25 protein-coding genes are annotated in these 24,844 nt (G+C 68.6%); 12 read left to right on the plus strand and 13 right to left on the minus strand.

What is annotated here, in order from left to right:
• Window positions 1–21: 21 nt before the first annotated feature.
• From PQ455_RS17695 to nagZ, 4 genes are read left to right on the plus strand one after another with little or no spacing between them, the layout of a single operon-like run.
• Window positions 22–1,746 (plus strand): M20/M25/M40 family metallo-hydrolase, encoded by a 1,725-nt coding sequence (locus PQ455_RS17695; RefSeq protein WP_273687615.1) that lies wholly within the window; start codon window positions 22–24, stop codon window positions 1,744–1,746.
• A gap of 56 nt (window positions 1,747–1,802) precedes the next feature.
• The gene (argS, locus tag PQ455_RS17700) at window positions 1,803–3,530 is read left to right on the plus strand and encodes an arginine--tRNA ligase (RefSeq protein WP_273687617.1); all 1,728 of its coding nucleotides are present in this window, start codon (window positions 1,803–1,805) and stop codon (window positions 3,528–3,530) included.
• On the plus strand, window positions 3,530–4,321 hold the full coding sequence (locus tag PQ455_RS17705) for an SPOR domain-containing protein (protein ID WP_273687619.1): 792 nt from the start codon (window positions 3,530–3,532) through the stop codon (window positions 4,319–4,321). Before argS ends, PQ455_RS17705 begins: the two co-directional genes overlap by 1 nt.
• 17 nt (window positions 4,322–4,338) lie before the next feature.
• Window positions 4,339–5,346 carry a beta-N-acetylhexosaminidase gene (gene nagZ, locus PQ455_RS17710; protein ID WP_273687621.1) on the plus strand — a complete coding sequence of 336 codons (1,008 nt, stop codon included), beginning with the start codon at window positions 4,339–4,341 and terminating at the stop codon, window positions 5,344–5,346.
• 160 nt (window positions 5,347–5,506) lie between these two features.
• On the opposite strand, the gene clpB is transcribed toward nagZ, so the two are convergent.
• Window positions 5,507–8,086 (minus strand): ATP-dependent chaperone ClpB, encoded by a 2,580-nt coding sequence (gene clpB, locus PQ455_RS17715; protein WP_273687624.1) that lies wholly within the window; start codon window positions 8,084–8,086, stop codon window positions 5,507–5,509.
• 79 nt (window positions 8,087–8,165) lie between these two features.
• Between clpB and PQ455_RS17720 the strand changes: the two genes are divergently transcribed.
• Complete coding sequence (locus tag PQ455_RS17720) at window positions 8,166–8,513, plus strand: hypothetical protein (RefSeq protein WP_273687625.1); 348 nt, start codon at window positions 8,166–8,168, stop codon at window positions 8,511–8,513.
• A 39-nt stretch (window positions 8,514–8,552) separates the two neighbouring features.
• Here the strand turns inward: PQ455_RS17720 and PQ455_RS17725 are convergent, their stop codons facing one another.
• The 4 genes from PQ455_RS17725 to PQ455_RS17740 form a co-directional block, all read right to left on the minus strand.
• Window positions 8,553–9,056 (minus strand): L,D-transpeptidase family protein, encoded by a 504-nt coding sequence (locus tag PQ455_RS17725; protein WP_273691441.1) that lies wholly within the window; start codon window positions 9,054–9,056, stop codon window positions 8,553–8,555.
• Window positions 9,050–10,120, minus strand: coding sequence for a GTP cyclohydrolase II (gene ribA / locus PQ455_RS17730; RefSeq protein ID WP_273687627.1), 1,071 nt, complete (start codon window positions 10,118–10,120; stop codon window positions 9,050–9,052). Before ribA ends, PQ455_RS17725 begins: the two co-directional genes overlap by 7 nt.
• Window positions 10,117–10,920: an exodeoxyribonuclease III gene (locus PQ455_RS17735; RefSeq protein ID WP_273687628.1), complete on the minus strand. Its 804-nt coding sequence runs from the start codon at window positions 10,918–10,920 to the stop codon at window positions 10,117–10,119. The genes ribA and PQ455_RS17735 overlap by 4 nt, the downstream gene beginning before the upstream one ends.
• A 195-nt stretch (window positions 10,921–11,115) precedes the next feature.
• On the minus strand, window positions 11,116–12,333 hold the full coding sequence (locus tag PQ455_RS17740; RefSeq protein WP_273687630.1) for an argininosuccinate synthase: 1,218 nt from the start codon (window positions 12,331–12,333) through the stop codon (window positions 11,116–11,118).
• 128 nt (window positions 12,334–12,461) lie between these two features.
• Here PQ455_RS17740 and PQ455_RS17745 point away from each other — a divergent pair, with 128 nt between their 5' ends.
• Together PQ455_RS17745 and PQ455_RS17750 are read left to right on the plus strand one after the other, a co-directional pair.
• Window positions 12,462–13,223, plus strand: coding sequence for an EF-hand domain-containing protein (locus PQ455_RS17745; protein WP_273687632.1), 762 nt, complete (start codon window positions 12,462–12,464; stop codon window positions 13,221–13,223).
• Window positions 13,224–13,356: 133 nt separating this feature from the next.
• Window positions 13,357–13,836, plus strand: coding sequence for an EF-hand domain-containing protein (locus PQ455_RS17750; RefSeq protein WP_273687634.1), 480 nt, complete (start codon window positions 13,357–13,359; stop codon window positions 13,834–13,836).
• Between the two features lie 43 nt (window positions 13,837–13,879).
• Here PQ455_RS17750 and PQ455_RS17755 read toward each other — a convergent pair whose 3' ends face one another.
• From PQ455_RS17755 to pyrE, 8 genes are all read right to left on the minus strand, one after another.
• On the minus strand, window positions 13,880–14,932 hold the full coding sequence (locus tag PQ455_RS17755) for a 5-(carboxyamino)imidazole ribonucleotide synthase (protein WP_273687636.1): 1,053 nt from the start codon (window positions 14,930–14,932) through the stop codon (window positions 13,880–13,882).
• Window positions 14,933–15,059: 127 nt separating this feature from the next.
• Window positions 15,060–15,548 (minus strand): 5-(carboxyamino)imidazole ribonucleotide mutase, encoded by a 489-nt coding sequence (gene purE, locus PQ455_RS17760; protein WP_273687638.1) that lies wholly within the window; start codon window positions 15,546–15,548, stop codon window positions 15,060–15,062.
• Window positions 15,549–15,553: 5 nt separating this feature from the next.
• Window positions 15,554–16,240, minus strand: coding sequence for a 2,3-diphosphoglycerate-dependent phosphoglycerate mutase (gpmA, locus tag PQ455_RS17765; RefSeq protein WP_273687640.1), 687 nt, complete (start codon window positions 16,238–16,240; stop codon window positions 15,554–15,556).
• Between the two features lie 43 nt (window positions 16,241–16,283).
• On the minus strand, window positions 16,284–17,369 hold the full coding sequence (locus PQ455_RS17770; protein ID WP_273687642.1) for an AI-2E family transporter: 1,086 nt from the start codon (window positions 17,367–17,369) through the stop codon (window positions 16,284–16,286).
• The gene (lepB, locus tag PQ455_RS17775; protein ID WP_420542806.1) at window positions 17,366–18,268 is read right to left on the minus strand and encodes a signal peptidase I; all 903 of its coding nucleotides are present in this window, start codon (window positions 18,266–18,268) and stop codon (window positions 17,366–17,368) included. Before lepB ends, PQ455_RS17770 begins: the two co-directional genes overlap by 4 nt.
• Complete coding sequence (acpS, locus tag PQ455_RS17780) at window positions 18,265–18,693, minus strand: holo-ACP synthase (protein ID WP_273687643.1); 429 nt, start codon at window positions 18,691–18,693, stop codon at window positions 18,265–18,267. Before acpS ends, lepB begins: the two co-directional genes overlap by 4 nt.
• A 157-nt stretch (window positions 18,694–18,850) precedes the next feature.
• Window positions 18,851–19,579, minus strand: coding sequence for a pyridoxine 5'-phosphate synthase (locus PQ455_RS17785; RefSeq protein WP_273687644.1), 729 nt, complete (start codon window positions 19,577–19,579; stop codon window positions 18,851–18,853).
• On the minus strand, window positions 19,576–20,160 hold the full coding sequence (pyrE, locus tag PQ455_RS17790; protein WP_273687646.1) for an orotate phosphoribosyltransferase: 585 nt from the start codon (window positions 20,158–20,160) through the stop codon (window positions 19,576–19,578). The genes PQ455_RS17785 and pyrE overlap by 4 nt, the downstream gene beginning before the upstream one ends.
• Window positions 20,161–20,313: 153 nt before the next feature.
• Here pyrE and coxB point away from each other — a divergent pair, with 153 nt between their 5' ends.
• The 5 genes from coxB (at window position 20,314) to PQ455_RS17815 (ending at window position 24,822) form a co-directional block, all read left to right on the plus strand.
• Window positions 20,314–21,384, plus strand: a complete 1,071-nt coding sequence (coxB, locus tag PQ455_RS17795; RefSeq protein ID WP_273687647.1) for a cytochrome c oxidase subunit II — start codon at window positions 20,314–20,316, stop codon at window positions 21,382–21,384.
• A 3-nt stretch (window positions 21,385–21,387) separates the two neighbouring features.
• Window positions 21,388–23,064, plus strand: coding sequence for a cytochrome c oxidase subunit I (gene ctaD / locus PQ455_RS17800; RefSeq protein ID WP_273687648.1), 1,677 nt, complete (start codon window positions 21,388–21,390; stop codon window positions 23,062–23,064).
• A gap of 138 nt (window positions 23,065–23,202) precedes the next feature.
• On the plus strand, window positions 23,203–24,117 hold the full coding sequence (locus tag PQ455_RS17805; protein ID WP_273687650.1) for a heme o synthase: 915 nt from the start codon (window positions 23,203–23,205) through the stop codon (window positions 24,115–24,117).
• Window positions 24,114–24,245, plus strand: a complete 132-nt coding sequence (locus tag PQ455_RS17810; RefSeq protein ID WP_273691478.1) for a hypothetical protein — start codon at window positions 24,114–24,116, stop codon at window positions 24,243–24,245. The genes PQ455_RS17805 and PQ455_RS17810 overlap by 4 nt, the downstream gene beginning before the upstream one ends.
• Before the next feature lie 19 nt (window positions 24,246–24,264).
• Window positions 24,265–24,822, plus strand: coding sequence for a cytochrome c oxidase assembly protein (locus PQ455_RS17815; protein WP_273687651.1), 558 nt, complete (start codon window positions 24,265–24,267; stop codon window positions 24,820–24,822).
• The last annotated feature ends 22 nt before the right edge of the window (window positions 24,823–24,844 follow it).

Genomic DNA, 24,844 nt, shown 5'->3' on the forward strand with positions numbered 1-24,844 from the left:
GCTTTCTCCGGCCGCCGGGCGATGGCCGATCTCGCCGCCGTCTCGGCCCGGCCGCATATCGTCGGCTCGCCCGAGGATGCGAAGGTCCGCGCCTATCTGGCGCGGCGCATGGCGGCGCTGGGCCTCACCGTGTCTACCCAGAATTTCCCCTTGCCCGAAGCCGCGCGCAAGGAGGTGGCCGGCTGGATCGGGCGCGATGTAGATGCGCTGACCGGCACCAATGTGATCGGCGTGATGGCCGGGCGCGACCGGGCGGCGCCCGCGCTGCTGTTGATGGCGCATCACGATACCGTCTGGGGATCGCCGGGCGCGGGGGACGACGGCTTCGGCGTGGCGGCCCTGCTGGAGATCGCCCGCGCGCTCAAGGCCGGGCCGCAGCCGGCCCGCGACGTGATCCTGCTGTTCACCGATGCCGAGGAGGTCGGGCTCGTCGGCGCGAAGGCGTGGTTCGCCGATCCGGCCAACGCCGCGCGGGTGGGCGCGATCGTCAATTTCGAGGCGCGCGGCGGCGGTGGCCGCGTCTCCATGTTCGAGACCTCGCCCGGCAATGGCGCGGCGATGCGGCTGTTCGCGCGGGTCGTGCCGCACCCGTCCGCCCAGTCGATCGCGGTGTCGGTCTATCGGCTGATGCCCAATTCGACCGACCTGACCGTGGCGCTGCCGCATGGCGCCACCGCCTTCAATTTCGCGCCGGTCGGCCGCGCCGGCCTCTATCATTCGCCGCTGGCGACGCCGGCCAATATCGATCCCGCTACGCTGCACGACATGGGGTTGCAGGGCCTCGGGCTGACGCGCGCGCTGGCGATGGCGCCGGCCCTGCCGCCGCGCACCGCCGATGCGGCGTTCGGCGACGTGTTCGGGCTGGGGCTGCTGGTCTATCCCGCCTGGGCCGGCTGGATCGTGCTGGCGGTGGCGGCCGGGCTGTTCGCGCTGGCGATCGGGCGGGTCAGGCCGGGCTGGGGCGGGATCGGCCGGGGCCTCGTCGCGGCGCTGTGGCTGGTGCCGCACGGCGCGCTGCTGCTGCTCCTCGTCAACCATGTCTCGGGCGTCGACTGGAATTATTACGACCGGCTCGCGGCTCTGCCCCGGCTGGAGGTGCAGGCGGCGCTGCTGGCGCTGGCCGCGATCGCGCTGTCGCTGGCCGTCACACGCCCGCTCTGGCCGACGCCGCGCTGGGCCGGACTGATCCCCGCCCTGCTGCTGTCGGCCGCCGCGCTGCTGCTGGGCGACGATCCGCTGGTGGTGGCGATCCTCGGCGGGCTCGGCCTCGCCACCGGCTGGTTCGTCCACCGCACGGGCCTGTGGGAAGGCTGGCTCGGCGCGATCCTGCTGGTGCTGCTGCTCGTCGCGCTGGTGCAGGCGCTGTTGCCGACCGCCGCGCCGCCCTTCGCCTGGGGCCTGCTGCTGGCGAGCCTCGCCGCCGCGCTGACGGCGTGGGTCGATCGCGACTTCACGGGTGGCGCCGGGGTGATCGCGGCCGCCATCGTCGCCGCGCTGGCGCTGGGCAACCTCTTGCCCTTCGCCCATTTCCTGTTCCTGAGCGTCGGCGCCGACCGGGCCGAGGTGACGATCCTGTTCGCGCTGATGGCGCTGATGCTGCTCCGCCCGCTGATCGCGCTGCCGCCGCGCGCGCTGCTGATCGGTGGCGCGGCGCTCGGCGTCGTGGCGACGGGGATCGCCTTGTCGGTGCTGCTCGACCCGATGGCCCCCTCCGTCGCCACCTACAGCCTCCGTCCGAGGGGATGACGTAAGCGGCGCGATCCGGTAAGCGCCCGCCATTCCCTCGACAGCCGGACATTGCCTTGAGCACGCTCTACGCCCGTTTCGCCGCCGATCTCGATGCGATCCTCGATGGCCTCGTCGCCGCCGGCACCTTGCCGGCCGATCTCGATCGCCGCGCCATCACCGTCGAGCCGCCGCGCGATCCGTCCCATGGCGACATGGCGACCAACGCCGCGATGGTGCTGTCCAAGGCCGCGAAGATGCCGCCGCGCGCGCTGGCCGAGGCGCTGCTGCCGGGCCTGACGGCGCTCGATCAGGTGGCCGAAGCCTCGATCGCCGGCCCCGGCTTCCTCAACGTGCGGCTGGTGGACGATGCCTGGCGCGGCGAACTCGCCCGCATCGCCGATCTGGGCGACGATTACGGCCGCTCGACCCTGGGCGGCGGCAAGCGGGTCAATGTCGAATATGTCTCGGCCAACCCGACCGGGCCGATGCACATGGGCCATTGCCGGGGCGCGGTGGTGGGCGACGCACTCGCCGGCCTGCTCGCCTTCGCCGGCTACGACGTGACCCGCGAATATTATATCAACGACGCGGGCGGGCAGGTCGACGTCCTCGCCCGCTCGGCGCACATGCGCTACCGCGAGGCGCTGGGCGAGGCGATCGAGATCCCCGAGGGACTCTATCCGGGCGGCTATCTGGTGCCCGTCGGGCAGGCGCTCGCCGCCGAATTTGGCGACACCTATGTCGGCAAGCCCGAGAGCGAATGGCTCGCGCTGTTCCGTACCAAAGCGGTCGACGCGATGATGGTGATGATCCGCGCCGATCTCGCTTTGCTCGGCATCCACCACGACATCTTCTCGTCCGAAGCCGCGCTCCAGAAGGCCGGCACCGTCGATGCGGCGATCGACCGCCTGCGCGCCGATGGCCTGATCTACGAGGGCACGCTGGAGGCCCCCAAGGGCGAGACGCCCGACGATTGGGAGCCGGTCGACCTCACCCTGTTCCGCGCCAGCCAGTTCGGCGACGATCAGGACCGGCCGGTGAAGAAATCCAACGGCAGCTACACCTATTTCGGCGCCGATCTCGCCTATCACGCCGAAAAGGCGGCGCGCGCCGATCGGCTGATCGATATCTGGGGCGCCGACCATGCCGGCACCGTCAAGCGCATCCAGGCGGCGGTGAAGGCGCTGACCGGCGGCACCGTGCCGTTCGACGTGAAGCTGGTGCAGATGGTGCGCCTGCTGCGCGGCGGCGAGCCGGTGAAGATGTCGAAGCGGTCGGGCAGCTTCGTCACCCTCGCCGACGTGGTGGAGGAGGTCGGCAAGGATGTCGTCCGCTTCACCATGCTGACGCGCAAGGCCGACGCGCAGATGGATTTCGATTTCGCCAAGGTGGTCGAGGCGTCGAAGGACAATCCGGTCTTCTACGTCCAATATGCCCACGCACGGGGCAAGTCGCTGCATCGCCGCGCGGTGGAGGCGGGGATCGATCTGCCCGCCGCCGATCTGGCGCTGCTCGATGCCGAGGAGCTGGTGCTGGTGAAGCTCGCCGCGCAATTCCCGCGCATCGTCGAGGCGGCGGCGATCGCCGGTGAACCGCACCGCATCGCTTTCTATCTCTATGATCTGGCCGCCACCTTCCATGCGCTGTGGAATCGCGGCAACGACGATCCCGGCCGTCGCTTCCTGATCGCGGACCGGCCCGATTTGACCGCCGCGAGGCTGGCGTTGAGCGACGCGATCGGGCAAATCATCCGCAACGGCCTGGCCCTGATGGGGGTCGCCGCTGCCGAGGAGATGCATTGATGTCGGACATGCGGGGCAGGGGCGAGGAGCGGCTTCCCTGGTTGCAGGAAGCGGCCACGCAGGACGATGACGATCGCGGCGGCTTCCGCACGATGCTCGTCACGCTCGGCGCTTTGTTCGCCGGCGCGGTCCTCGTCGTGGCGATCCTGTGGTTCTTCCTGTTCCGCGAGGGTGCGATCTTCGGTTCGGGCCAGACGATCGAGGCGCCCGCCCAACCCTATCGCCAGAAGCCGGCCGAGCCGGGCGGCATGAAGGTGGAGGGCACGGGCGACGTTTCCTATGGCGCGAGCGAAGGGCAGGAGATCGACAGCACGATCGACCTGAACGCGCTGCCCGAAACGCCCGTCACCGCCCCCGGCAACGCCACCGCGCCCGGCGCCGCCACCGCGAGCGCCGACGCGATCACCATCCCCGGCCCGGCGGCCAGGCCGCGCGTCGTCGCCGCGACGCCGCCCCCGGCTCCGGCGAATCCGGCTGCCGCCACCCTGCGCGAACTCGCCGCGCGCCCGGTTGCGGCGCCCGCCGCTCCGGCGGCGGCCCCCGCGCCCGCTGCCCTCTCGGGCGGCGGCACGGTCCAGCTCGGCGCCTTCTCCACCCAGGCCAAGGCGCAGGCGGCGTGGAAATCGCTGTCGGGCCGCTTCCCCTTCCTCACCCCGCTGGGCTCCAGCGTGCTGGAGGTGAAGACCGGCACCCAGACGCTCTACCGCCTGCGCGCGGCGGCCGGCGGCGAGGCGCAGAGCATCTGCCAGCGATTGAAGGTCGCCGGCGAAACCTGCTCGGTCGTGGGCTGAAGGGGCCGGTTGCGACGATGACGCCGCTCATTCTCGGCCTGTCCGGCACCGCCCTCACCCAAGCCGAAGCCGATTTCTTCCGCGCGGTCGACCCCGCCGGGTTCATCCTGTTCAAGCGCAACGTCGTCGATCCGGTGCAATTGCGCGCGCTGACCGATTCGCTGCGGACCATCTCTGGCCGCGACGATCTGCCGATCCTGATCGATCAGGAAGGCGGCCGGGTCGCGCGGATGCAGCCGCCTTACTGGCCCGCCTTTCCGCCCGGCGAGATGTTCGCCGGCCTCTACCGCAAGGCGCCGATGACGGCGATCGAGGCGATGCGCGCCAACGCCCAGGCGATCGCGGTGATGCTGCGCGAGGCCGGCATCAATGTCGATTGCCTGCCTTTGCTCGACGTGCGGCAGGAAGGCGCGCACGACATCATCGGCGATCGCGCGCTGGGGCATGAACCGTTGCAGGTGGCGGCGCTGGGCCGCGCCACGCTCGACGGGCTGCGACTGGGCGGCGTGGTCGGCGTGGTCAAGCATGTGCCGGGCCACGGCCGGGCCTTTTCGGACAGCCATGTCGAGCTGCCGGTGGTGGACTCGCCGATCGAGGCGCTGGACCTCGACATCGATCCCTTCATCCGCCTCAACAACGCGCCGATGGCGATGACCGCGCACGTCCTCTACACCGCGTGGGACGCCGAGCGCTGCGCCAGCCTGTCGCCGACGATCATCACCGAGATCATCCGTGGCCGCATCGCCTTCGACGGGCTGCTGATGTCCGACGATCTCGGGATGCATGCCCTCAAGGGCAGCTTCGCGGAGCGGACGGCGGGCGTGCTGGCGGCGGGCTGCGACGTGGCGCTGCATTGTTCGGGCGACATGGCCGAGATGGAGCAATGCGCGAGCGCGGTCGGCCCGATCGGGGATCGCGCCGCCGAGCGGCTGGCCCGCGCGATGGCGACCATCGCGGCCGAGCCGGACGAGGCGCGGCTGGACGATCTGATCGCCAAGCGGGATGCGTTGCTGGCCTACGCTTGAATTCCCCCGTCACCCTACCCCAAAACCGTTCATCCTGAGTAGCCATTGAGCTTGTCGAAATGGCGTATCGAAGGACCAGCGCAGGTCCTTCGATAAGGGCCTTCGACTGCGCTCAGTCCCTACTCAGGATGAACGGTTTTGGGTGGGGCGACGAAGTGGCTCACACCACCGTCAGCGCCAGTTTCCCGTCGCCCTCGTCCACCGTCACCATCGACCCGTCCGGTATCTGGCCGCGCAGGATTTCCTCCGCGAGCGGGTCTTGCAGATATTTCTGCACCGCGCGCTTCAGCGGCCGGGCGCCATAGACCGGATCGTAGCCGACCCGCCCCAGCCACGCCCGCGCCGCGTCGCTCAGCGACAGCGCCACCTTGCGGTCGCGCAGCAGCTTCTGGACGCGCGCCACCTGGATATCCACGATCGGCGCCATGTGGGCGATGCCGAGGCGATGGAACAGGATGATCTCGTCCAGCCGATTGAGGAATTCCGGGCGGAAGTGCGCGCGCACCACCTCCATCACCGCCGGCTCGACGCTCTCGGTTGAGGCGTCCTCGGGCAGGTTCGCCAGATATTGCGAGCCGAGGTTCGAGGTGAGGATGATGAGCGTGTTGGCGAAATCGACCGTGCGGCCCTGCCCGTCGGTCAGGCGCCCGTCGTCCAGCACCTGGAGGAGGATGTTGAACACGTCGCCGTGCGCTTTCTCCACCTCGTCGAACAGGATCACCTGATAGGGCCGGCGCCGGACAGCCTCGGTCAGCACGCCGCCTTCCTCATAGCCGACATAGCCCGGAGGGGCGCCGACCAGCCGGGAAACGGCGTGCTTCTCCATATATTCGCTCATGTCGATGCGCACCATCGCGGCGGGATCGTCGAACAGGAATTCGGCGAGCGCCTTGGTCAGCTCGGTCTTGCCGACGCCGGTCGGCCCCAGGAACAGGAAGGAGCCCAACGGCCGCCCCGGATCCTGTAGCCCCGCCCGCGCGCGGCGGACGGCGGAGGACACGGCCTTCACCGCATCGGCCTGCCCGATCACGCGCTTGCCCAGCCATTCCTCCATCTTGAGCAATTTGTCGCGCTCGCCCTGGAGCATCCGCTCGACCGGCACGCCGGTCCAGCGGCTGACGACCGAGGCGATATCCTCGCTGGTCACCTCCTCGCGCAGCATCGCGCCGGCCGACGCCTGCTGCGCCTCCGCCAATTGCCGTTCGAGGCCGGGGATCACGCCGTAGGAGAGTTCGCCCGCCTTGCCGAGATCGCCGGTGCGCTGCGCCTGCTCCAGCGCGATGCGCGCCTGATCCAGCTGTTCCTTCAGCTTGGCCTCGGCGTTGATCTTGTCCTTCTCGCCCTGCCAGCGCGTGGTCAGTTCGGCCGATTGCTCCTCGAGCTGCGCCAGATCATGTTCCAGATTGGCGAGGCGATCGATCGAGGCGGTGTCGGTCTCCTTCTTCAGCGCCTCGCGCTCGATCTTGAGCTGGATGATACGCCGGTCGAGATTTTCGATTTCCTCGGGCTTGGATTCCACCTCCATCCGCAGCCGGCTGGCGGCTTCGTCCATCAAGTCGATCGCCTTGTCGGGCAGGAAGCGATCGGTGATGTAGCGGTTGGAGAGGGTCGCCGCCGCGACCAGCGCGCCATCGGTGATCCGCACGCCATGGTGCAGTTCGTACTTCTCCTTCAGCCCGCGCAGGATCGAGATCGTGTCCTCCACGGTCGGCTCGCCGACGAACACCGGCTGGAACCGCCGCTGGAGCGCGGGATCCTTCTCGACATATTTCCGATATTCATCGAGCGTGGTGGCGCCGATGCAATGCAGTTCGCCGCGCGCCAGCGCGGGTTTCAGCAGATTGCCCGCGTCCATCGCCCCTTCGGATTTGCCCGCGCCGATCAGCGTGTGCATCTCGTCGATGAAGAGGATGATGTCGCCCGCCCCGGCCTTGACCTCGTCGAGCACGCCCTTCAGGCGTTCTTCAAATTCGCCGCGATACTTCGCGCCCGCGATCAGCGAACCCATGTCGAGCGACATGAGGGTGCGGCCCTTGAGGCCATCGGGCACGTCGCCGTTGGCGATGCGCAGCGCCAGCCCCTCGGCGATGGCGGTCTTGCCGACGCCGGGTTCGCCGATCAGCGCCGGATTGTTCTTGGTGCGGCGCGCCAGGATCTGGATGGTGCGGCGGATTTCCTCGTCGCGGCCGATCACCGGATCGAGCTTGCCCTCGCGCGCCGCATCGGTGAGATCACGGGCGAATTTCTTGAGCGCGTCATAGCGATCCTCGGCGCCCACCGTATCGGCGGTGCGGCCGCCGCGCAGCGCGTCGATCGCCGCATTGATCCCCTGCGGCGTCACCCCGGCCTCGGCCAGCGCCTTGCCGGCCGCCGTGGTGGTGGCGAGCGTGAGGGCGAGCAGCATCCGCTCGACCGTGACGAAGCTGTCCCCGGCCTTGGCCGCGATCTGCTGCGCCTGATCGAGCGTGCGGATCAAGTCGTTGTCGAAGCCCGGCTGGGTCTGCGCGCCGGAACCCGACACCGCCGGCGTCTTGGCGAGCGCCGCATCGGTCGCGCGCGTGGCCAGCGCGACATTGCCGCCGGCCTTGCCGATCAGCCCGGACACCATCCCCTCGCGATCGTCGATCAGCGCCTTCAGAAGATGCTCGGTGCCGACCCGCTGGTGGCTGTTGCGGATGGCCACGGTCTGCGCCGCCTGGAGAAAGCCCTTGGCGCGATCGGTGAATTTCTCGAAATCCATGAAAGTCCCCTGTCAGTCCCGGCGCATATGGTGTGACAAAATGGCAACACAAGAGGGTATCGCAGTTGATTGTGTCGATGTGGCCAACGCCTATATCGCGACACCCGGCTTCAAGGAGAATGGCGTGTCCGAAGTGGATGGCAATTGGGATTGCGTGGTGGAATCGCCGCTGGGCGAACAGAGCTTCACCTTCACGATCACGACGGCGGGTGACCGCTTCTCCGGCCACGCCAAAGGCACGCTGGGCTCGATCGACATCCCCGACGGCCTGGTGACGGGCAACCAGCTCGCCTGGTCGATGCCCGTGCCAAAGCCCATGCCACTGACGCTGCGCTGCAAGGCGCGGGTGGATGGCGATACGCTGGAGGGCGAGGTGAGCGCGGGGATTTTCGGGACGTTCCCGGTGCGGGGCACGCGGGTGGCTTAATGCCGTCACCCCGGCACAAGGCCGGGGTGACGATCGAGCTTAGATAATCTCCACCATGCTCCCCGGCCGCAGCCGGGGCAGCCAGTCCGCCAGCACGCGCCGCTCCACCGCGACGCACCCTTCGGTCGGCGCTCCGTCGCGCCAGCAGTGGAGGAAGATCGCGCTGCCCGCGCCGGGCACCGGCGGGGTGTCGTTGTGGGCCAGGGTCACGACGATGTCGTACAGGCCGTCATGGCGCAGCATCCGCTCGGCGGACCAGCGGTGGGGCCACATCACGGGGCGGTTGTAGGCGGGATCGGCGGGCGCGTCGGACCAGCCGTCCTCGGGGGAGATCCAGCGCCACGGCAGGGCCGGGGCCTCGGCGATCGTCACGCTCGGTTTCAGCAGCGCGGTCCGCAGCGCCCAGGTGCCCAGCGGCGTGCGGCCGTCGCCTTCCCGCTTGTCCTCTGCCGTGCAGGCGCCGCCGCGCCCGATCGCGCAGGGCACGGTCGCCCCGAAGGCGGTGACGGTCTGTGCGGTCGTATCGACCAGCAGGCTCACAATATATGCCCGGTGCGGTCGCGCTTGGTATCGAGATAGCCGGCGTTGTGCAGGTTTAGCCCGGCCTTGTGCGCGACCCGCTCGGCGACGGTGATGCCCGCCGTCTCCAGCCCGGCCACCTTGGCGGGATTGTTGGTCATCAGCCGCACTTCGATCTGGCCGATCAGCTCCAGCATCCGCGCCGCCACCGCGAAATCGCGCGCGTCGATCGCGAAGCCGAGGCGCAGATTGGCGTCCACCGTGTCGAACCCCTGATCCTGAAGTGCATAGGCGCGCAGCTTGTTGACGAGGCCGATGCCGCGCCCCTCTTGCCGCAGATAGAGCAGGATGCCCCAGCCGGCCCCCGCCATCTCGGCCAGCGCGCGGCGCAGTTGCGGCCCGCAATCGCATTTGAGCGAGCCCAGCGCATCGCCGGTGAGGCATTCGGAATGGATGCGGACGAGCGGCGGACGGCCATCGGGCGAGCCGATGACGAGCGCGACATGCTCGACCGCGTCGGCCGCACCCCGAAAGGCGATGATCTCGGCGGCCTCGCTCGCCTCGACCGGCAGGCGCGCGCGGGAGGCGATCGCGAGCGTGGCGGGCGCGTCATGCGCGGCGATCGCGTCGGCGGGCAGGGTGACGGCGGGATCGGCGGTGGCGGGGGCGATGAAGAAGGCCGGCAGCAGCCCGGCGAGTCGCGCCAGCCGCAGCGCCGCCTCGGCCGCGTCGGTCTCGGGCAGCGGCCCGGCGATCCACGGCCCCGCCAGCGGCCGGGCGAGATCAAGCGCGGGATCGGCCAGCGCCACGGCGGCGGGCAGATCGAGCCAGTCGACCCGGCGGACGCGCACCGGCACCTGCGGCACGGCGGCCGCGATCTGGTTGGCGAGCTTCAGGGTCGCGGCGCGGGTGGGCGAGAGCAGCACGTCGGCGCGGCCATCGGGGTCGAACGCCGCCAGCCGGCCATCGTCGGCCGTCTCGATCGCCAGCGCCGCCAGCGTGCCATTCGTGCCCGCGATCGTCACCGGCCAGCCGCGCCGGATCGCATCGATCGCGCGCGCGGCGTCACGGGGGTCAGCTGGCCTCAAAGGGCGAAGTCCGTGATGAGGGGGACGTGATCCGAGGGCTTGAGCCACGCGCGGCACGGCTCGCACACCTTGTGGGCGGTGGCGCGCGGGGCGAGATCGGGGCTGGCCCACATATGATCGAGCCGGCGGCCGCGATCGTTCACCGTCCAGTCGGGCGATCGATAGCTCCACCAGGTATGCAGCCGCGCCGGGGCGGGATGGAAATGGCGGCCGAGATCGACCCAGCCGTGCGCCGCCTGCAACGCATCGAGCGCCGCCACCTCGACCGGCGTATGGCTGACCACGCCGAGCAACGCCTTGTGATTCCACACGTCGCTCGGCAGCGGCGCGACATTGAAATCGCCGACGATGAGCGTGGGTGTGGTGAGCGTCTCAGACCATTCGGTCATGCGCTTCAGGAAAGCGAGCTTCTGCGCGAATTTCGGGTTCAGCTCGACATCGGGAATGTCGCCGCCCGCCGGCACATAGACATTCTCGAGGTGGAAGCCCTGTTCCAGCCGCACGCCGACATGGCGCGCCTCGCCATTGGCCTGCCAGTCATGCTTCCAGATGCCGGGCTCGTCGTCGATCAGCGGCACCCGGCTGAGGATCGCGACGCCATGGTGCATCCGCTGGCCGTTGAGCCGCTGGTGGACGTAGCCCAGCTTGCGGAAGGCATCGGCCGGAAACACGTCGTCGGCCGCCTTGGTCTCCTGAAGGCACAGGATGTCCGGCTGCTCCTCGCGCAGGAACTGCTCGACGATCCCGATGCGGGCACGGACGGAATTGATGTTCCAGGAGGCAATACGGAGCGTCGACATGGAGGCGCGATGTAGCGACGGGGCGCGGCTTGCGCCAGCGCCGAACCTGTTCCCCTGATCCTCCCCGGCACGGGGAGGGGGACCGCCGCCGAAGGCGGTGGTGGAGGGGGTTCTCCACGGATGCTGCGCTTCGTGGCGCTCCCCCTCCGTCAGCCCTTTGGGCTGCCACCTCCCCGTACCGGGGAGGAACAGCCCTTATCGCCCGTCGCGGCTGCCGAGCAGGCGCAGGCGCAGCGCGTTGAGCTTGATGAAGCCCGCCGCGTCGCGCTGGTCGTAGGCGCCGGCGTCGTCCTCGAAGGTGACGACCTTTTCCGAATAGAGCGTGTTGGGCGACTTGCGGCCGACCACGATCACGCTGCCCTTGTAGAGCTTCAGGCGGACGGTGCCGGCCACCTTCTCCTGGCTGTGGTCGATCGCCGCCTGCAACATCTCGCGCTCAGGGCTGAACCAGAAGCCGTTGTAGATCAGTTCGGCATAGCGCGGGGCCAACTCGTCCTTCAGATGGGCGGCGCCGCGATCGAGCGTGATCTGCTCGATCCCGCGATGGGCGAGGTGATAGATGGTCCCGCCCGGCGTCTCGTACATGCCGCGCGATTTCATGCCGACGAAGCGGTTCTCGACCAGATCGAGCCGGCCGATGCCATGCTTGCGGCCGAGGTCGTTGAGCGCGGTGAGGAGCGTGGCGGGGCTCATGCCGACGCCGTTCAGCGCGACGCCGTCGCCCTTCTCGAAATCGATCGTGATATATTCCGGCACGTCGGGCGCGTCCTCGGGATTCACCGTGCGCGAATAGACGTAGTCGGGCACCTCCTCCCACGGGTCTTCCAGCACCTTGCCCTCGGACGAGGTGTGGAGGAGGTTCGCGTCGGTCGAGAAGGGGCTCTCGCCGCGCTTGTCCTTGGAGACGGGGATCTGGTGCTGCTCGGCGAATTCGATCAGGCGGGTGCGGCTGGTGAGATCCCACTCGCGCCACGGCGCGATCACCTTGATGTCGGGCGCGAGCGCATAATAGCCGAGTTCGAAGCGGACCTGATCGTTGCCCTTGCCGGTGGCGCCATGGCTGACGGCATCGGCGCCGACCATCCGCGCGATCTCGATCTGGCGCTTGGCGATCAGCGGCCGGGCGATCGAGGTGCCGAGCAGGTAGAGGCCCTCGTACAGCGCGTTCGAGCGCATCATCGGGAAGACGTAATCCGCCACGAATTCCTCGCGCAGATCGTCGATGAAGATATGCTCAGGGCGAACGCCCATCAGCTCGGCCTTGGCGCGGGCCGGCTCCAGCTCCTCGCCCTGGCCCAGATCGGCGGTGAAGGTGACGACCTCGCAATTGTAGGTCTCCTTCAGCCATTTCAGGATGACGCTGGTGTCGAGGCCGCCCGAATAGGCCAGCACGACGCGCTTGATCTCGCTCATCCCGAAAACTCCGACAGACAGGGAAACGCGCGCGCCTTAGCCCCCGTGTCGCGGCCGTTCAACCCGCATACAGTTTCGGCGGCGCATCGATCGGCCCCGCCCCGTCAGCGGGCGAGAGGAGGAACCCCATGCGTAACCCTTATCTGTTCGCCACGGCGGCCCTCGTGGTGGCCGGGGCGGCGTGCGCCGTCGCGCCCGCGAAGGATGCCCAGGCGCCCGACCAGCCCGGCATGAAGCGGATCGAGCGCCGTATGATCGTGAAAGGCCCGGACACGCTGGCCGAGGCCGAGACGCGCGCCAAAGCGATGTTCGCCCAGGCCGACACCAACAAGGACGGCGTCGTCACCCGCGAGGAGGCCGAGGCGCCGATGATCGCGTTCCGCGCGCGGATGGATGCCGATCGCAAGGAAATGGCCGCCAAGCGATTCGATGCGCTCGACACCAACAAGGACGGCCAGCTTTCGCGTGACGAATATGTCGCCGGCGTCCAGACGCGGATGGTGATGCGGATGGGCGGGCCGGGCGACATGCCCCCGCCGCCTCCTCCGCCCGGCGCCCCGACACCGCCCCCGCCGCCCGGCAAGGCGATGGCCGGTGGCGCGATGCCCCCGCCGCCTCCGCCGGGCGCGCCGGACATGCCCCCGCCGCCGCACGAGGGCATGATGATGATGGCGATGTTCGACCGGATCGACGCCGACAAGGACGGCAAGGTCACCGAAGCCGAGGCGGTCGCCGCCGCCCGCGCCCGCTTCGCCAAGATCGATACCGATGGCGACGGCAAGCTGAGCGAGGCCGAGCGCATGGCCGCGCGTCCGATGCAGGTGCACATCATGCGGCGCGACCTGCGTGGCGATGCACCCCCGCCGCCGCCCACCCCGCCGATGATGTGAAAACCGACGGATTGGGAATGCAGCTACGTTTCAAACCGGAAACATCACTGCATTCCCGACCTACCGGGGCAATATGACTCGGCCAGACGGGCATCATCGAGAGTTTGAGACGATTTTCAGGAGCCCGTTTGCCATGCCCACCTTCACCGAGCGTTACACCGCCGGCCTCGCGGCCCTGCTCGCCACCACCATCTCGGTCGGCATCTTCCAGGGGCCGCTGTACGCGCAGGAAGGCCCCTCGCTGACCCGCAGCGAATCGATCGAGCGGTCGGTCGCGCGCTTCCAGGCGATGGATGCCAACAAGGACGGCAAGGTCACCGAGAAGGAGTTCACCGCCGCGATGGAGGCCGCCATGGCCGCGCGCGGCGACGGTGGCGGCCCGCGCCGGGGCGGCGGCGGTGGCCGCGGGATGGGCATGGGCATGTTCGACCGGATGGACACGAACGAGGACGGCGTCGTCTCGCTCCAGGAAGCGCGCAACGCGGCCGAGGCCATGTTCGACCGGCTCGACGCCAACAAGGACGGCGTCGTCAGCCCCGAGGAGCGTGCCGCGATGCGCGGTTTCGGCGGCCCGCGCGGTGACGCGCCCCCGCCGCCGCCGCCGTCGAAATAATCACGATGGTCCGGTGCAGGTGCGAATGCCCCTGCACCGGATCTCAGAATTCCAGCCGCGTCACATGGCCCATCTTGCGGCCGGGGCGGCTCTCGGTCTTGCCGTAGAGGTGGAGGTGGGCCTTGCCCTCCGCCAATATCGCCGGCCAGGCATCGGCCTGATCGCCGACGAGATTGTCCATCGTGACCGCGCGGGCGGCGAGCGCGGTGTCGCCCAAAGGCAACCCGCAGATGGCGCGGATGTGATTCTCGAATTGCGAGGTGATCGCGCCCTCGCTGGTCCAGTGGCCGCTGTTGTGGACGCGGGGGGCCATTTCGTTGAACACCGGGCCGTCCACCCCACAGAAATATTCCACCGCCAGCACGCCGACATAATCGAGCGCCTCGGCGATGCGGCCGGTGAGCGCGCGGGCGGCTTCGGCCTGTTCGGCGACGACGCCGGTGGCGGGCACGGTCGTGCGGGCGAGGATGCCGGCGTCGTGCACGTTGGTGCAGGCGTCCCAGTATACGATCGCGCCATCGGCCCCGCGCGCGGCGATGATCGAAAATTCGGCGTCGAAGCGGACGAAGCCTTCGAGGATCGCGGGCTGGCCGCCGATCGATCCCCACGCGGCGGCGGCATCGGCGGTGTCCATCAGCCGCGCCTGCCCCTTGCCGTCATAGCCGAAGCGGCGGGTCTTGAGGATCGCGGGGGTGCCGATCCCGGCCAGCGCCGCCTCCAGATCGGCGAGGCTGTCGACCGCGCGGAAGGGGGCGGTGGTGCCGCCGAGGCCCGCGACGAAGCGTTTCTCGGCCAGCCGGTCCTGCGCCACATCGAGCGCGGCGGGGGAGGGCAGCACGGGCAGGCCCGCCAGCGCGGCCACGCCGACATTCTCGAACTCGTAGGTCACGATCGCGACCTGCGCCGCGAAGGCGGCGACGGCGGCGGCATCGTCATAGGCCCCCTTGGTCCAGCGCGCCGAGACTTCGGTGGCGGGGCCGCTCTCGCCGGGGGCGTAGATGTGGCTGCGGTAGCCGAGATTGGCGGCGGCCATCGCCAGCATCCGGCCGAGCTGGCCGCCGCCGAGGATGCCGATCGTGGCGCCGGGGGGGATCATCGCTGGGGGCCTGCTCACCAACTCAAACCGTTCGTGTCGAGCGAAGTCGAGACACATTGCTCACCGCTTGGGGCACGTCCCTCGACTGCGCTCGGGATGAACGGATTGGGTCAGGCCGGCGCATCCGTCACTCGGGATCGAAGGCGACCGAGGCGGTCTGGCGGGCACGCCAGGCGTCGAGCCGCTCGGCCAGCGCCGGATCCGCCGTGGCGACGATCGCGGCGGCCAGCAGCCCCGCGTTGATCGCGCCGGGCTTGCCGATGGCCAGCGTGCCGACAGGAATGCCGCCGGGCATCTGCACGATCGACAGCAGGCTATCCATGCCCTTCAGCGCCTTCGATTCGACCGGCACGCCCAGCACCGGCACGCGCGTCATCGAAGCGACCATGCCGGGCAGGTGGGCCGCGCCGCCCGCGCCCGCGATCACCACCGCCAGCCCGCGCCGCGCGGCCGACTTGGCATATTCGTACAGCCGTTCGGGCGTGCGGTGGGCCGAGACGACCTTGGTCTCATAAGGCACGCCCAGATCGGCGAGGATGTCGGCGGCGTGGCGCATCGTGTCCCAATCGGAGCGCGAGCCCATGATGATGCCGATGCGGGGTTCGGCGGCGCCCATCGGCCTTACCGTTCGCTGAGATAATAGCGATCGGTCGCGGCGAGGCTGTCGTCCAGCTCGTACACGATCGGCTGGCCGGTCGGGATCTCCAGTTCGGTGATCTCGTCGTCGGGGATGTTCGACATATGCTTCACCAGCGCGCGCAGCGAATTGCCGTGCGCCGAGATGACGACCCGCTTGCCGGCCTTCAGCTCGGGCACGATCCGCGCTTCCCAATAGGGCAGGACGCGGGCGATCGTGTCCTTCAGGCTTTCGGTATCGGGGATGGCGATGCCGGCGTAACGGCGATCGGCGGTCAGGTCGAATTCGCCGCCGGCCTCCAGCACGGGGGGCGGGATGTCGAAGCTGCGGCGCCACACCTTCACCTGATCGTCGCCATGCTTGGCCGCCGTCTCGGCCTTGTTGAGCCCGGTCAGTCCGCCATAATGGCGCTCGTTCAGCCGCCAGTCCTTCTCGACCGGCAGCCACAGCCGGCCCATCGCCTCGAGCGCCAGGTTGAGCGTCTTGATCGCGCGGGTCTGGAAGCTGGTGAAGGCGATGTCGAAATCGAGGCCCTTGGCGGCCATAAGCTCGCCGGCCGCCGTCGCCTCGGCGATGCCCTGATCGGTGAGGTTCACGTCCCACCAGCCGGTGAAGCGGTTCTCGAGATTCCAGGCGGACTGGCCGTGGCGGATCAGGACGAGCGTCGGCATCGGGGCTCCCTCGGGTTTTTCGATGCCGACGCCTTTAGCGCCTTCAGCCTGTCTGGCCAGCCTGTTCCGCATCCTCGGCGGCATTGATCGAGCGGCGCTCCAGCAGCACCTTGATCATCGCCACCATCGGATCGGCGAGCGCCAGCCCCATGATGCCGAACAGCGCGCCGAACAGAAGCTGCGCGCCCAGCACCAGCGCGGGGGCCAGATCGACCGAGCGCTTGGCGACCATCGGCACGATCAGATAGCCGTCGATCGTCTGCACCGCCACGTAGATCACGATCGCCCAGATGCCGGTGTCGAACCCGGCCGAGAAGCCGACCAGCACGATCAGCACGCCGGACACGATCGCGCCGATATTGGGCAGGAAAGCGAGCAGGCCGGTGATGATGCCGATCAGCGCCGCCATCGGGATGCCGACGATGCCGGCGAAGATGCCGGTGAACACGCCTTCCACCGCCATGCCGAGCAGACGCCCGGCCATCAGCCGGCGCAGCGTGAAGCCCATCTTCTCGGCGGTGACGTAGAAATCCGCGCGCTTTTCCAGCGGCAGCATCCAGGCGACGCCGCGTTCGTAGAGGCGCGGCTCGATCGCGACGAACACGCCGATGACGACGATCATCGCCATGCTGGAAACCGCGCCCAGCGCCGAGCCGACCCAGGCGGTGACGCGGCCGAGCGAGCCCATGATCTGCTTGCCGATCTCGCCCACGCCGCCCGCGCCGGGCGGGACGAGGCCGGTGTCGTGGACCCAGCCGAGCAGACGGTTGAGCTGCGCGCTGATGACGATCTGGAGCGCTTCGGCCTGGCCCGCCAGCTGCGATCCGGCGAGCCAGAAAGTGCCCACCAGAAAGGCGAGGACGGCGAGGCAGACGATGGTGAGGCGCAGGCCCCGCCCGATCGGCAGCACCCGGCCCAGCAGCCGCGTGCCGCCATCCAGCATCGCCGCGAAGACGATGCCGCCGAAGATCAGCAGCAGCGGCTGCCACGTCAGCCACAGCAGGACGAAGGCGACCACCACGCACGCCCAGACGAGCGCCTTGTGCAGCTCGCGCTCGGTGATCGGGTTGCGGAAATCCGAAGGCCCCGGCACCTCCGCCGGGCGGGGGGGAGGTGCGTCGTCGCTCATTTCGCGGGGGCTGCCTTGCTCGGGTGGAGGCTCATCCCCGCCCGGCCGCCGCGCAGCGCGGTGAACCAGCTGATCGGGTTGAACCATTGCGAGGTGCCGTCGAGCGAGAAGGTGATGAATTCCGCCCGCCCGCCGAGATTCTCGACCGGCAGCGGCCCACCGAGCCCGCTTTCGAGGATCGAATAACGGCTGTCGGCCGATTCGTCGCGATTGTCGCCCATCAGGAAGACATGGCCGGCGGGCACCACCACCGGGCCGTAATCGTCGCCCTGGCTGGCGTGGGGGCCGAAATCAATCGTGTCGTAGCTGCGGCCGTTGGGCAGCGTCTCGCGGAACACCGGCAGCGCGCAGAGGCGCTTGCCGTCCGGCGTGACGACCGCATGGTCGATCTCGTTATCGGTCAGGCAGGTGACGTTGGCGTCGATCGGGATCATCGCCTCGCCCTTGGCCTCGCGCTTCACCGGCACGCCGTTCAGGATCAACACGCTGCGGCGCACCTCGATCCGGTCGCCGGGCAGGCCGATGACGCGCTTGATGTAATCGCTGTCGGCCTGCGGCGGCTTGGCGATCACCACGTCGCCGCGTTCGGGCAGCTGCCCGAACAGCCGGCCCTTGATGAAGGGCAGGACGTGGAAGGAGGGCGAGACGTAGGACCAGCCGTAGGGATATTTGGTCACGACCAGCCGATCGCCCTTGATGAGCGTCGGCATCATCGATTCGCTGGGAATGTAGAAGGGCTTGGCGATCAGGCTGTGGAAGGCGAGGACCGCCAGCAGCAGCCATACCATGCCCTTGGCCTCGGCCCACCAGTCGGTGCCCTTGCGCAGGCCGGCGTCGGGCTGCGGCACCTCCTTGGGGGGAAGCGCGTCTGTGGAAAGTGTCGCCGGGTGATCGCTCACGCGATCTCTCCTTCTGGTAAGTCGTTGGTCGGGCGCGCTTCGAGGATGACGAAGGCCTGCGCCCAGGGGTGATCGTCGGTCAAGGTCAGATGAATGACCATCGCGTGGCCGGGCGGGGTCAGCGCGTCAAGCCGCGCCTTCGCGCCACCCGTGAGATGGAGGGTCGGCGCGCCGCTGGGGGCATTGACCACGCCGATGTCGCGCATGAACACGCCCGCCTTGAAACCGGTTCCCACCGCCTTGGAGAAAGCCTCCTTGGCGGCGAATCGCTTGGCGTAGGTGCCGGCGCGGGTGAACGGCCGCCGCTCGGCCTTGGCCTGCTCGATCGCGGTGAACACCCGATTCGTGAAGCGATCACCGAATCGGTCGAGCGATTGCTGGATTCGCTCGATATTGCAGAGATCGGAGCCAAGACCGACGATCACAGGCAGTTCCTCCCTGTCCGAAGGACGGGGAGGGGGACCGCGCGCGCAGCGCGGGGTGGAGGGGTCTGCGCAACGCTCGCTGCGCTCGCACCCCTCCACCATGCTGCGCATGGTCCCCCTCCCCGAGCAAGCTCAGGGAGGAATGATGGCGTCACCCTCACCGCGCCGCGTCCATCAGGGCGCGCATCCGGCCGACGCTGGCCTCCAGCCCGGTGAAGATCGCCTCGCCGATCAGGAAATGGCCGATGTTGAGTTCCGCGATCTGGGGGATCGCCGCGATCGGCGTGACGTTGTCGAAGGTGAGGCCGTGCCCCGCGTGCGGCTCTATGCCGTTCTTGGCGGCGAGCGCGGCGGCTTCGGCGATGCGCCGCAATTCCTTCACCTGATCCTCCCCCTCCGCATGGGCATAAGCGCCGGTGTGGAATTCGACCACGGGGGCGCCGAGCGCAATGGCGGCTTCGATCTGCCGCGCATCGGGTTCGATGAACAGCGAGACGCGGATGCCGGCCTCGCCCAGACGGGTGATGAGCGGCTTCAGGTGATTGTGCTGGCCGGCCGCGTTGAGACCGCCCTCGGTCGTCACCTCCTCGCGCCGTTCGGGCACGATGCACACGGCGTGGGGGCGGTGGCGCAGCGCGATCGCCACCATCTCCTCGTTGGCGGCCATCTCCATGTTGAGGGGGAGCGAGATGGCGCCGATCAGCCGGCCGATATCCTCGTCGATGATGTGGCGCCGGTCCTCGCGCAGGTGCGCGGTGATGCCGTCGGCGCCGGCCGCCTGCGCGATCTCCGCCGCGCGGATCGGATCGGGGTGGAGCCCGCCGCGCGCGTTGCGGATGGTGGCGACATGATCGATGTTGACGCCCAGGCGCAGCGGCAGGGTCATGGCTTGGCCCGGCTGCCCGGCTTGATCGCGGGAATCGCCGCCAGTTCGGGCGGAAGGGCATCGGCCGGATAGGCCTCCACCTTCATGCCGATCAGCGGATAGAAAGGCACGCCGAGATCGACCTCGCCGTCCGATCGATCGACCAGCGAGCAGGCCGCGATCACCTCGCCGCCCGCCGCCTCGACCGCCCTGATCGCCTCGCGCGAGGAGAGCCCGGTGGTGACGACATCCTCGACCAGCAGCACCTTCTCGCCCGGTTCCAGCCCGAATCCCCGGCGGAAGGTGAAGATGCCGTCGGGCCGCTCCACGAACATCGCGGGCAGGCCGAGCGCGCGGCCCATCTCATGCCCGATGATGACCCCGCCCATCGCCGGCGAGACGACGGCGCCCAGCCGCAATTTGATCTTGTCGGGAATCTTGAGGGCGAGGGCGGCGGCCAGCCGCCCGGCGCGCGCGCCATCCATCAGCACGCGGGCGCATTGCAGGTAGCGCGCCGAATGCAGGCCGGAGGAAAGGATGAAATGCCCCTCCAGCAAGGCCTCGGCCTGCCGGAATTCGGCGAGTATCTCCGCGTCGGTCATGGTCGCCGTGCCCCCTGGAAACGATGCGGCGCGCGATACGCGCCCAGAGCCCTCGCTTCAACCGCTTGCAAAAGACGGCGTAAAGGTGTTGAGACGCGCTGCGATGCGGTAATAGCCGCACGGTGACGTACGCCGGATCTCCTTGGGGGTAAGATGGGACGGTTGAAGACGATTTTCGTGGGCCTCGGCCTGGGCCTGATGGGGCTCGCGGCCACGCCCGCGCCCGGACTGGCGGCGGTGCCCGCCCCGGTCGTGCAGAGCGGCGCCGCGGATGGCGTCGGCCCGGCATCGCCGGCCGCGCCGACTCCGGCGCCGGCCGCCTTCCCGAAGCTGGCGCCTGAGCCCGGCATCGGCATGCCGACCGACCAGATCCACATCCAGCCGCAGGTGACGGAACTGGGCCAGGAGGCCCTGTGGATGCACAATTGGATCCTCATGCCGGTGATGACCGCCATGTGCATCCTCGTGCTGGTCCTGCTCGGCTATGTGGCGATCCGCTTCCGCGCGAGCGCCAATCCGGTGCCGTCGAAGACCAGTCACAACACGATGATCGAGGTGATCTGGACGCTCTTCCCCGTCCTGATCCTGCTCGGCATCGCGCTGCCCTCGATCCAGCTGCTCGCCCGCCAATATTCGCCGCCCAAGGCCGACATCACCATCAAGGCGATCGGCAACCAATGGTATTGGACCTACCAATATCCGGATAACGGCGATTTCGAGATCGTCTCGAACATGCTGGGCGAGGACAAGCGCACCCCTGCCGACGGCCCCCGCCTCCTCGCGGTGGACGAGCGCATGGTCGTTCCCGCCGGCGCGGTCGTGAAGATCATCACCACGTCCAACGACGTGATCCACTCGTTCGCCGTCCCCGCTTTCTGGGTGAAGGAGGATGCGGTTCCGGGTCGCCTGAACGAGACGTGGTTCAAGGTCGACAAGCCCGGCGTCTATTTCGGCCAGTGTTCGGAGCTTTGCGGCGCCCGCCACGGCTTCATGCCGATCGCGGTCGAGGTGCTGCCCAAGGCGCAGTTCGCCGCCTGGGTCGCCTCGAAGGGTGGCACGATGCCGGGCGCCAAGCCCGTCGCCAACCCGGATGCGACCAGCCCGGCCTCGCCCGCCGTCGCCGGATCGACCGCGACCCCGGCGCCCGCGCCGGCCGCCGTTCCCGCCACCACCGCCACGCCGCCCGCCTCGACGCAGGGCGCGACCGCCAACGAGGGCGCCTGAGCCATGACCGACACCACCGCAGACGCGGCGCACTTCCACGCGCACGACGATCACGGGCATCATCATGATGCCGATCACAAGCCGGGCTTCTTCGCCCGCTGGTTCATGTCCACCAACCACAAGGACATCGGCACCCTCTACCTGATCTTCGCGATCATCGCGGGCATCATCGGTGGCGGCATTTCGGGCCTGATGCGCGCCGAACTGATGCACCCCGGCATCCAGTATCTGGAAAGCTGGGCGGGCATCATGGGCGACGCCCCCGGCCTGGATACGGCCTATCATCTGTGGAACGTGCTCATCACCGCGCACGGCCTCATCATGGTCTTCTTCATGGTGATGCCGGCGATGATCGGCGGCTTCGGCAACTGGTTCGTCCCGATCATGATCGGCGCGCCGGACATGGCCTTCCCGCGGATGAACAACATCTCGTTCTGGCTGCTCGTCCCCGCCTTCGTACTGCTGCTCGGATCGACCTTCGTGTCGGGCGGCACCGGTCTGGGCGCCGGCACGGGCTGGACGGTCTACGCCCCGCTGTCGACCAGCGGCTCGGCCGGCCCCGCCGTGGACATGGCGATCCTGTCGCTCCACATCGCGGGCGCCTCGTCGATCATGGGCGCGATCAACTTCATCACCACCATCCTCAACATGCGCGCGCCGGGCATGACCCTGCACAAGATGCCGCTGTTCGTCTGGTCGGTGCTGGTCACCGCCTTCCTGCTGCTGCTCGCCCTCCCGGTGCTGGCCGCCGCGATCACGATGCTGCTCACCGATCGCAACTTCGGCACCGCTTTCTACGACGCGGCCGGCGGCGGCGATCCGATCCTGTACCAGCATCTCTTCTGGTTCTTCGGTCACCCCGAAGTGTACATCATGATCCTGCCGGGCTTCGGCATCGTCAGCCAGATCATCTCGACCTTCTCGAAGAAGCCGGTTTTCGGCTATCTCGGCATGGCCTACGCCATGGTCGCGATCGGCGTGGTCGGCTTCGTCGTGTGGGCGCACCACATGTTCACGACCGGCCTCAGCGTGAACACCAAGATGTACTTCACCGCCGCGACGATGATCATCGCCGTGCCGACGGGCATCAAGATCTTCTCCTGGATCGCGACGATGTGGGGGGGCTCGCTCACCTTCAAGACGCCGATGCTGTGGTCGATCGGCTTCATCTTCATGTTCACCGTGGGTGGCGTCACCGGCGTGCTGCTCGCCAACGGCGGCATCGATAATTATTTCCACGACGCTTATTACGTGGTGGCGCACTTCCACTACGTGCTGTCGCTGGGCGCCGTGTTCTCGCTGTTCGCGGGCTTCTATTACTGGTTCGGCAAGATGTTCGGCCGCCAGTATAACGAGTTCCTCGGCCAGCTGCACTTCTGGGTGTTCTTCGTCGGCGTGAACCTGCTGTTCTTCCCGATGCACTTCCTGGGTCTCCAGGGCATGCCGCGCCGCTACCCAGACTATCCGGACGCCTTCGAGCATTACAACATGCTGGCGACCTACGGGTATATGGTGATGGCTGCCGGCATGGGCATCTTCTTCATCAACCTGATCTGGTCGCTGGTCGCCGGCAAGAAGGCCGAAGCCAATCCCTGGGGCGAGGGTGCCACCACGCTCGAGTGGACGCTGTCGAGCCCGCCGCCGTACCACCAGTTCGAGACGCTGCCGGTCATCGACTGACCGGCCGCCCCCTCGGGCCGGCACCAACACCATCGCCGGGGTCGGATGAGGTCGCACGATCTGATCCGACCCCGGCTCGGTTTCAGCCGCGACGCTTCGGCCCGCGCGCGTAACGAACGAGAGTGACGAGACACCGCCATGGCGAGCGCCCCTTCGATCCCCGTGACCGCCGGCCTGCCGGCCGAGTGGCGCGACTTTCTGGCGCTGACCAAGCCGAGGGTTATGACGCTCGTGGTCTTCACCGCGCTGTGCGGGCTGCTGGCGGCGCCGGGCCATGTGAACCCGGTGATCGGCTTCACCGCCATCCTGTGCATCGCGCTCGGTGCCGGGGCCTCGGGCGCGCTCAACCAATGGTATGAAGCGGGCATCGACGCCAAGATGAAGCGCACCGCCGGCCGCCCGCTGCCGGCCGGCCGGATGGAGCGCGAATCGGCGCTGCACTTCGGCGTCGGCCTCGCCGCTTTCTCGGTGATCGCGATGGGGCTGTTCGTGAACCTGCTCTCGGCGGCGATCCTCACCGTCTCGATCCTGTTCTACGTCATCGTCTATACCATGTGGCTGAAGCCGCGCACGCCGCAGAATATCGTGATCGGCGGCGCCGCTGGCGCCTTTCCGCCGTTGCTCGGCTGGGCGGCGGCGACCGGCCGGGTCGAGCTGCTGCCCGTGCTGCTGTTCGCGCTGATCTTCCTGTGGACCCCGCCGCATTTCTGGGCGCTCTCGCTGTTCGTCCGCACCGATTATGCCGCCGCCGGCATCCCGATGCTGCCGGTCGTCGCCGGCAACAAGGCGACCCGCACGCAGGTACTGATCTATTCGGTGCCTTTGGCGCTCTGCGCGGTCGCGCCGTGGCCGCTGGGCCTGACCGGCGCGATCTATGGCGTGACGGCGGCGCTGCTCTCGGCTTGGTTCCTGCTGCTTGCCGCCCGCGTCGCCACCAATCGCGAGCAGATCCAGGAATTGATGAAGCCCGAGCGGCAGCTGTTCCGCTTCTCGATCCTCTACCTCTTCGTGCTGTTCGGCGCGCTCGTGATCGATCGGATGGTGTTCGCGTGACCGATCTGCCGCCGCTCGACCAGGCCGAAGTCCGCCGCCGCCAGCGCAGCCGCGCGCTCGTCACCGCGCTGATCCTCGGCGGGCTCGTCGTGCTGTTCTACGCGATCTCGATCGCCAAGATGCTCTGATCGCGGGCGGACGGCACCCATGGCGACCCTCTCGCATCGCAACCGCCGCACGAGCGGCGTCATGGCGCTGGTCGCGGTGGCGATGCTGGCGCTGGGCTTCGCCGCCGTGCCGCTCTACCGCATGTTCTGCCAGGCGACCGGTTTCGAGGGCACCACGATCCGCGCCGCCGCCGGCGCGGACGCGCCGGGCGAGGTGATCGGCAAGATCGTCAACGTCCGCTTCGACGCCAATGTCGCCCACGGCCTCGGCTGGACCTTCGAGCCCGAGAAGAAGGTCGCCCGCGTCGCCGTCGGCGCGCGCCAGATGGCCTTCTACACCGCCACCAACAACACCGATCATCCGATCACGGGGCAGGCCAGCTACAATGTCACGCCCGACGAGGCGGGGCGGTTCTTCACCAAGATCCAATGCTTCTGCTTCACCGAACAGACGCTGCGCCCGCATGAGACGGTGCGGATGCCGGTGATCTATTATGTCGATCCGAAGCTGCTCGACGACGCTGATGCGAAGCAGATCAGCGAAATCACGCTTTCCTACACATTCTTCCCGGTGGATTCGGAAAAAACACCGGGCTAAGGCTGTCGGCAAACAAGGGGAC

The sequence above is a fragment of the Sphingomonas naphthae genome (assembly GCF_028607085.1).
Lineage (GTDB): Bacteria > Pseudomonadota > Alphaproteobacteria > Sphingomonadales > Sphingomonadaceae > Sphingomonas_Q > Sphingomonas_Q naphthae.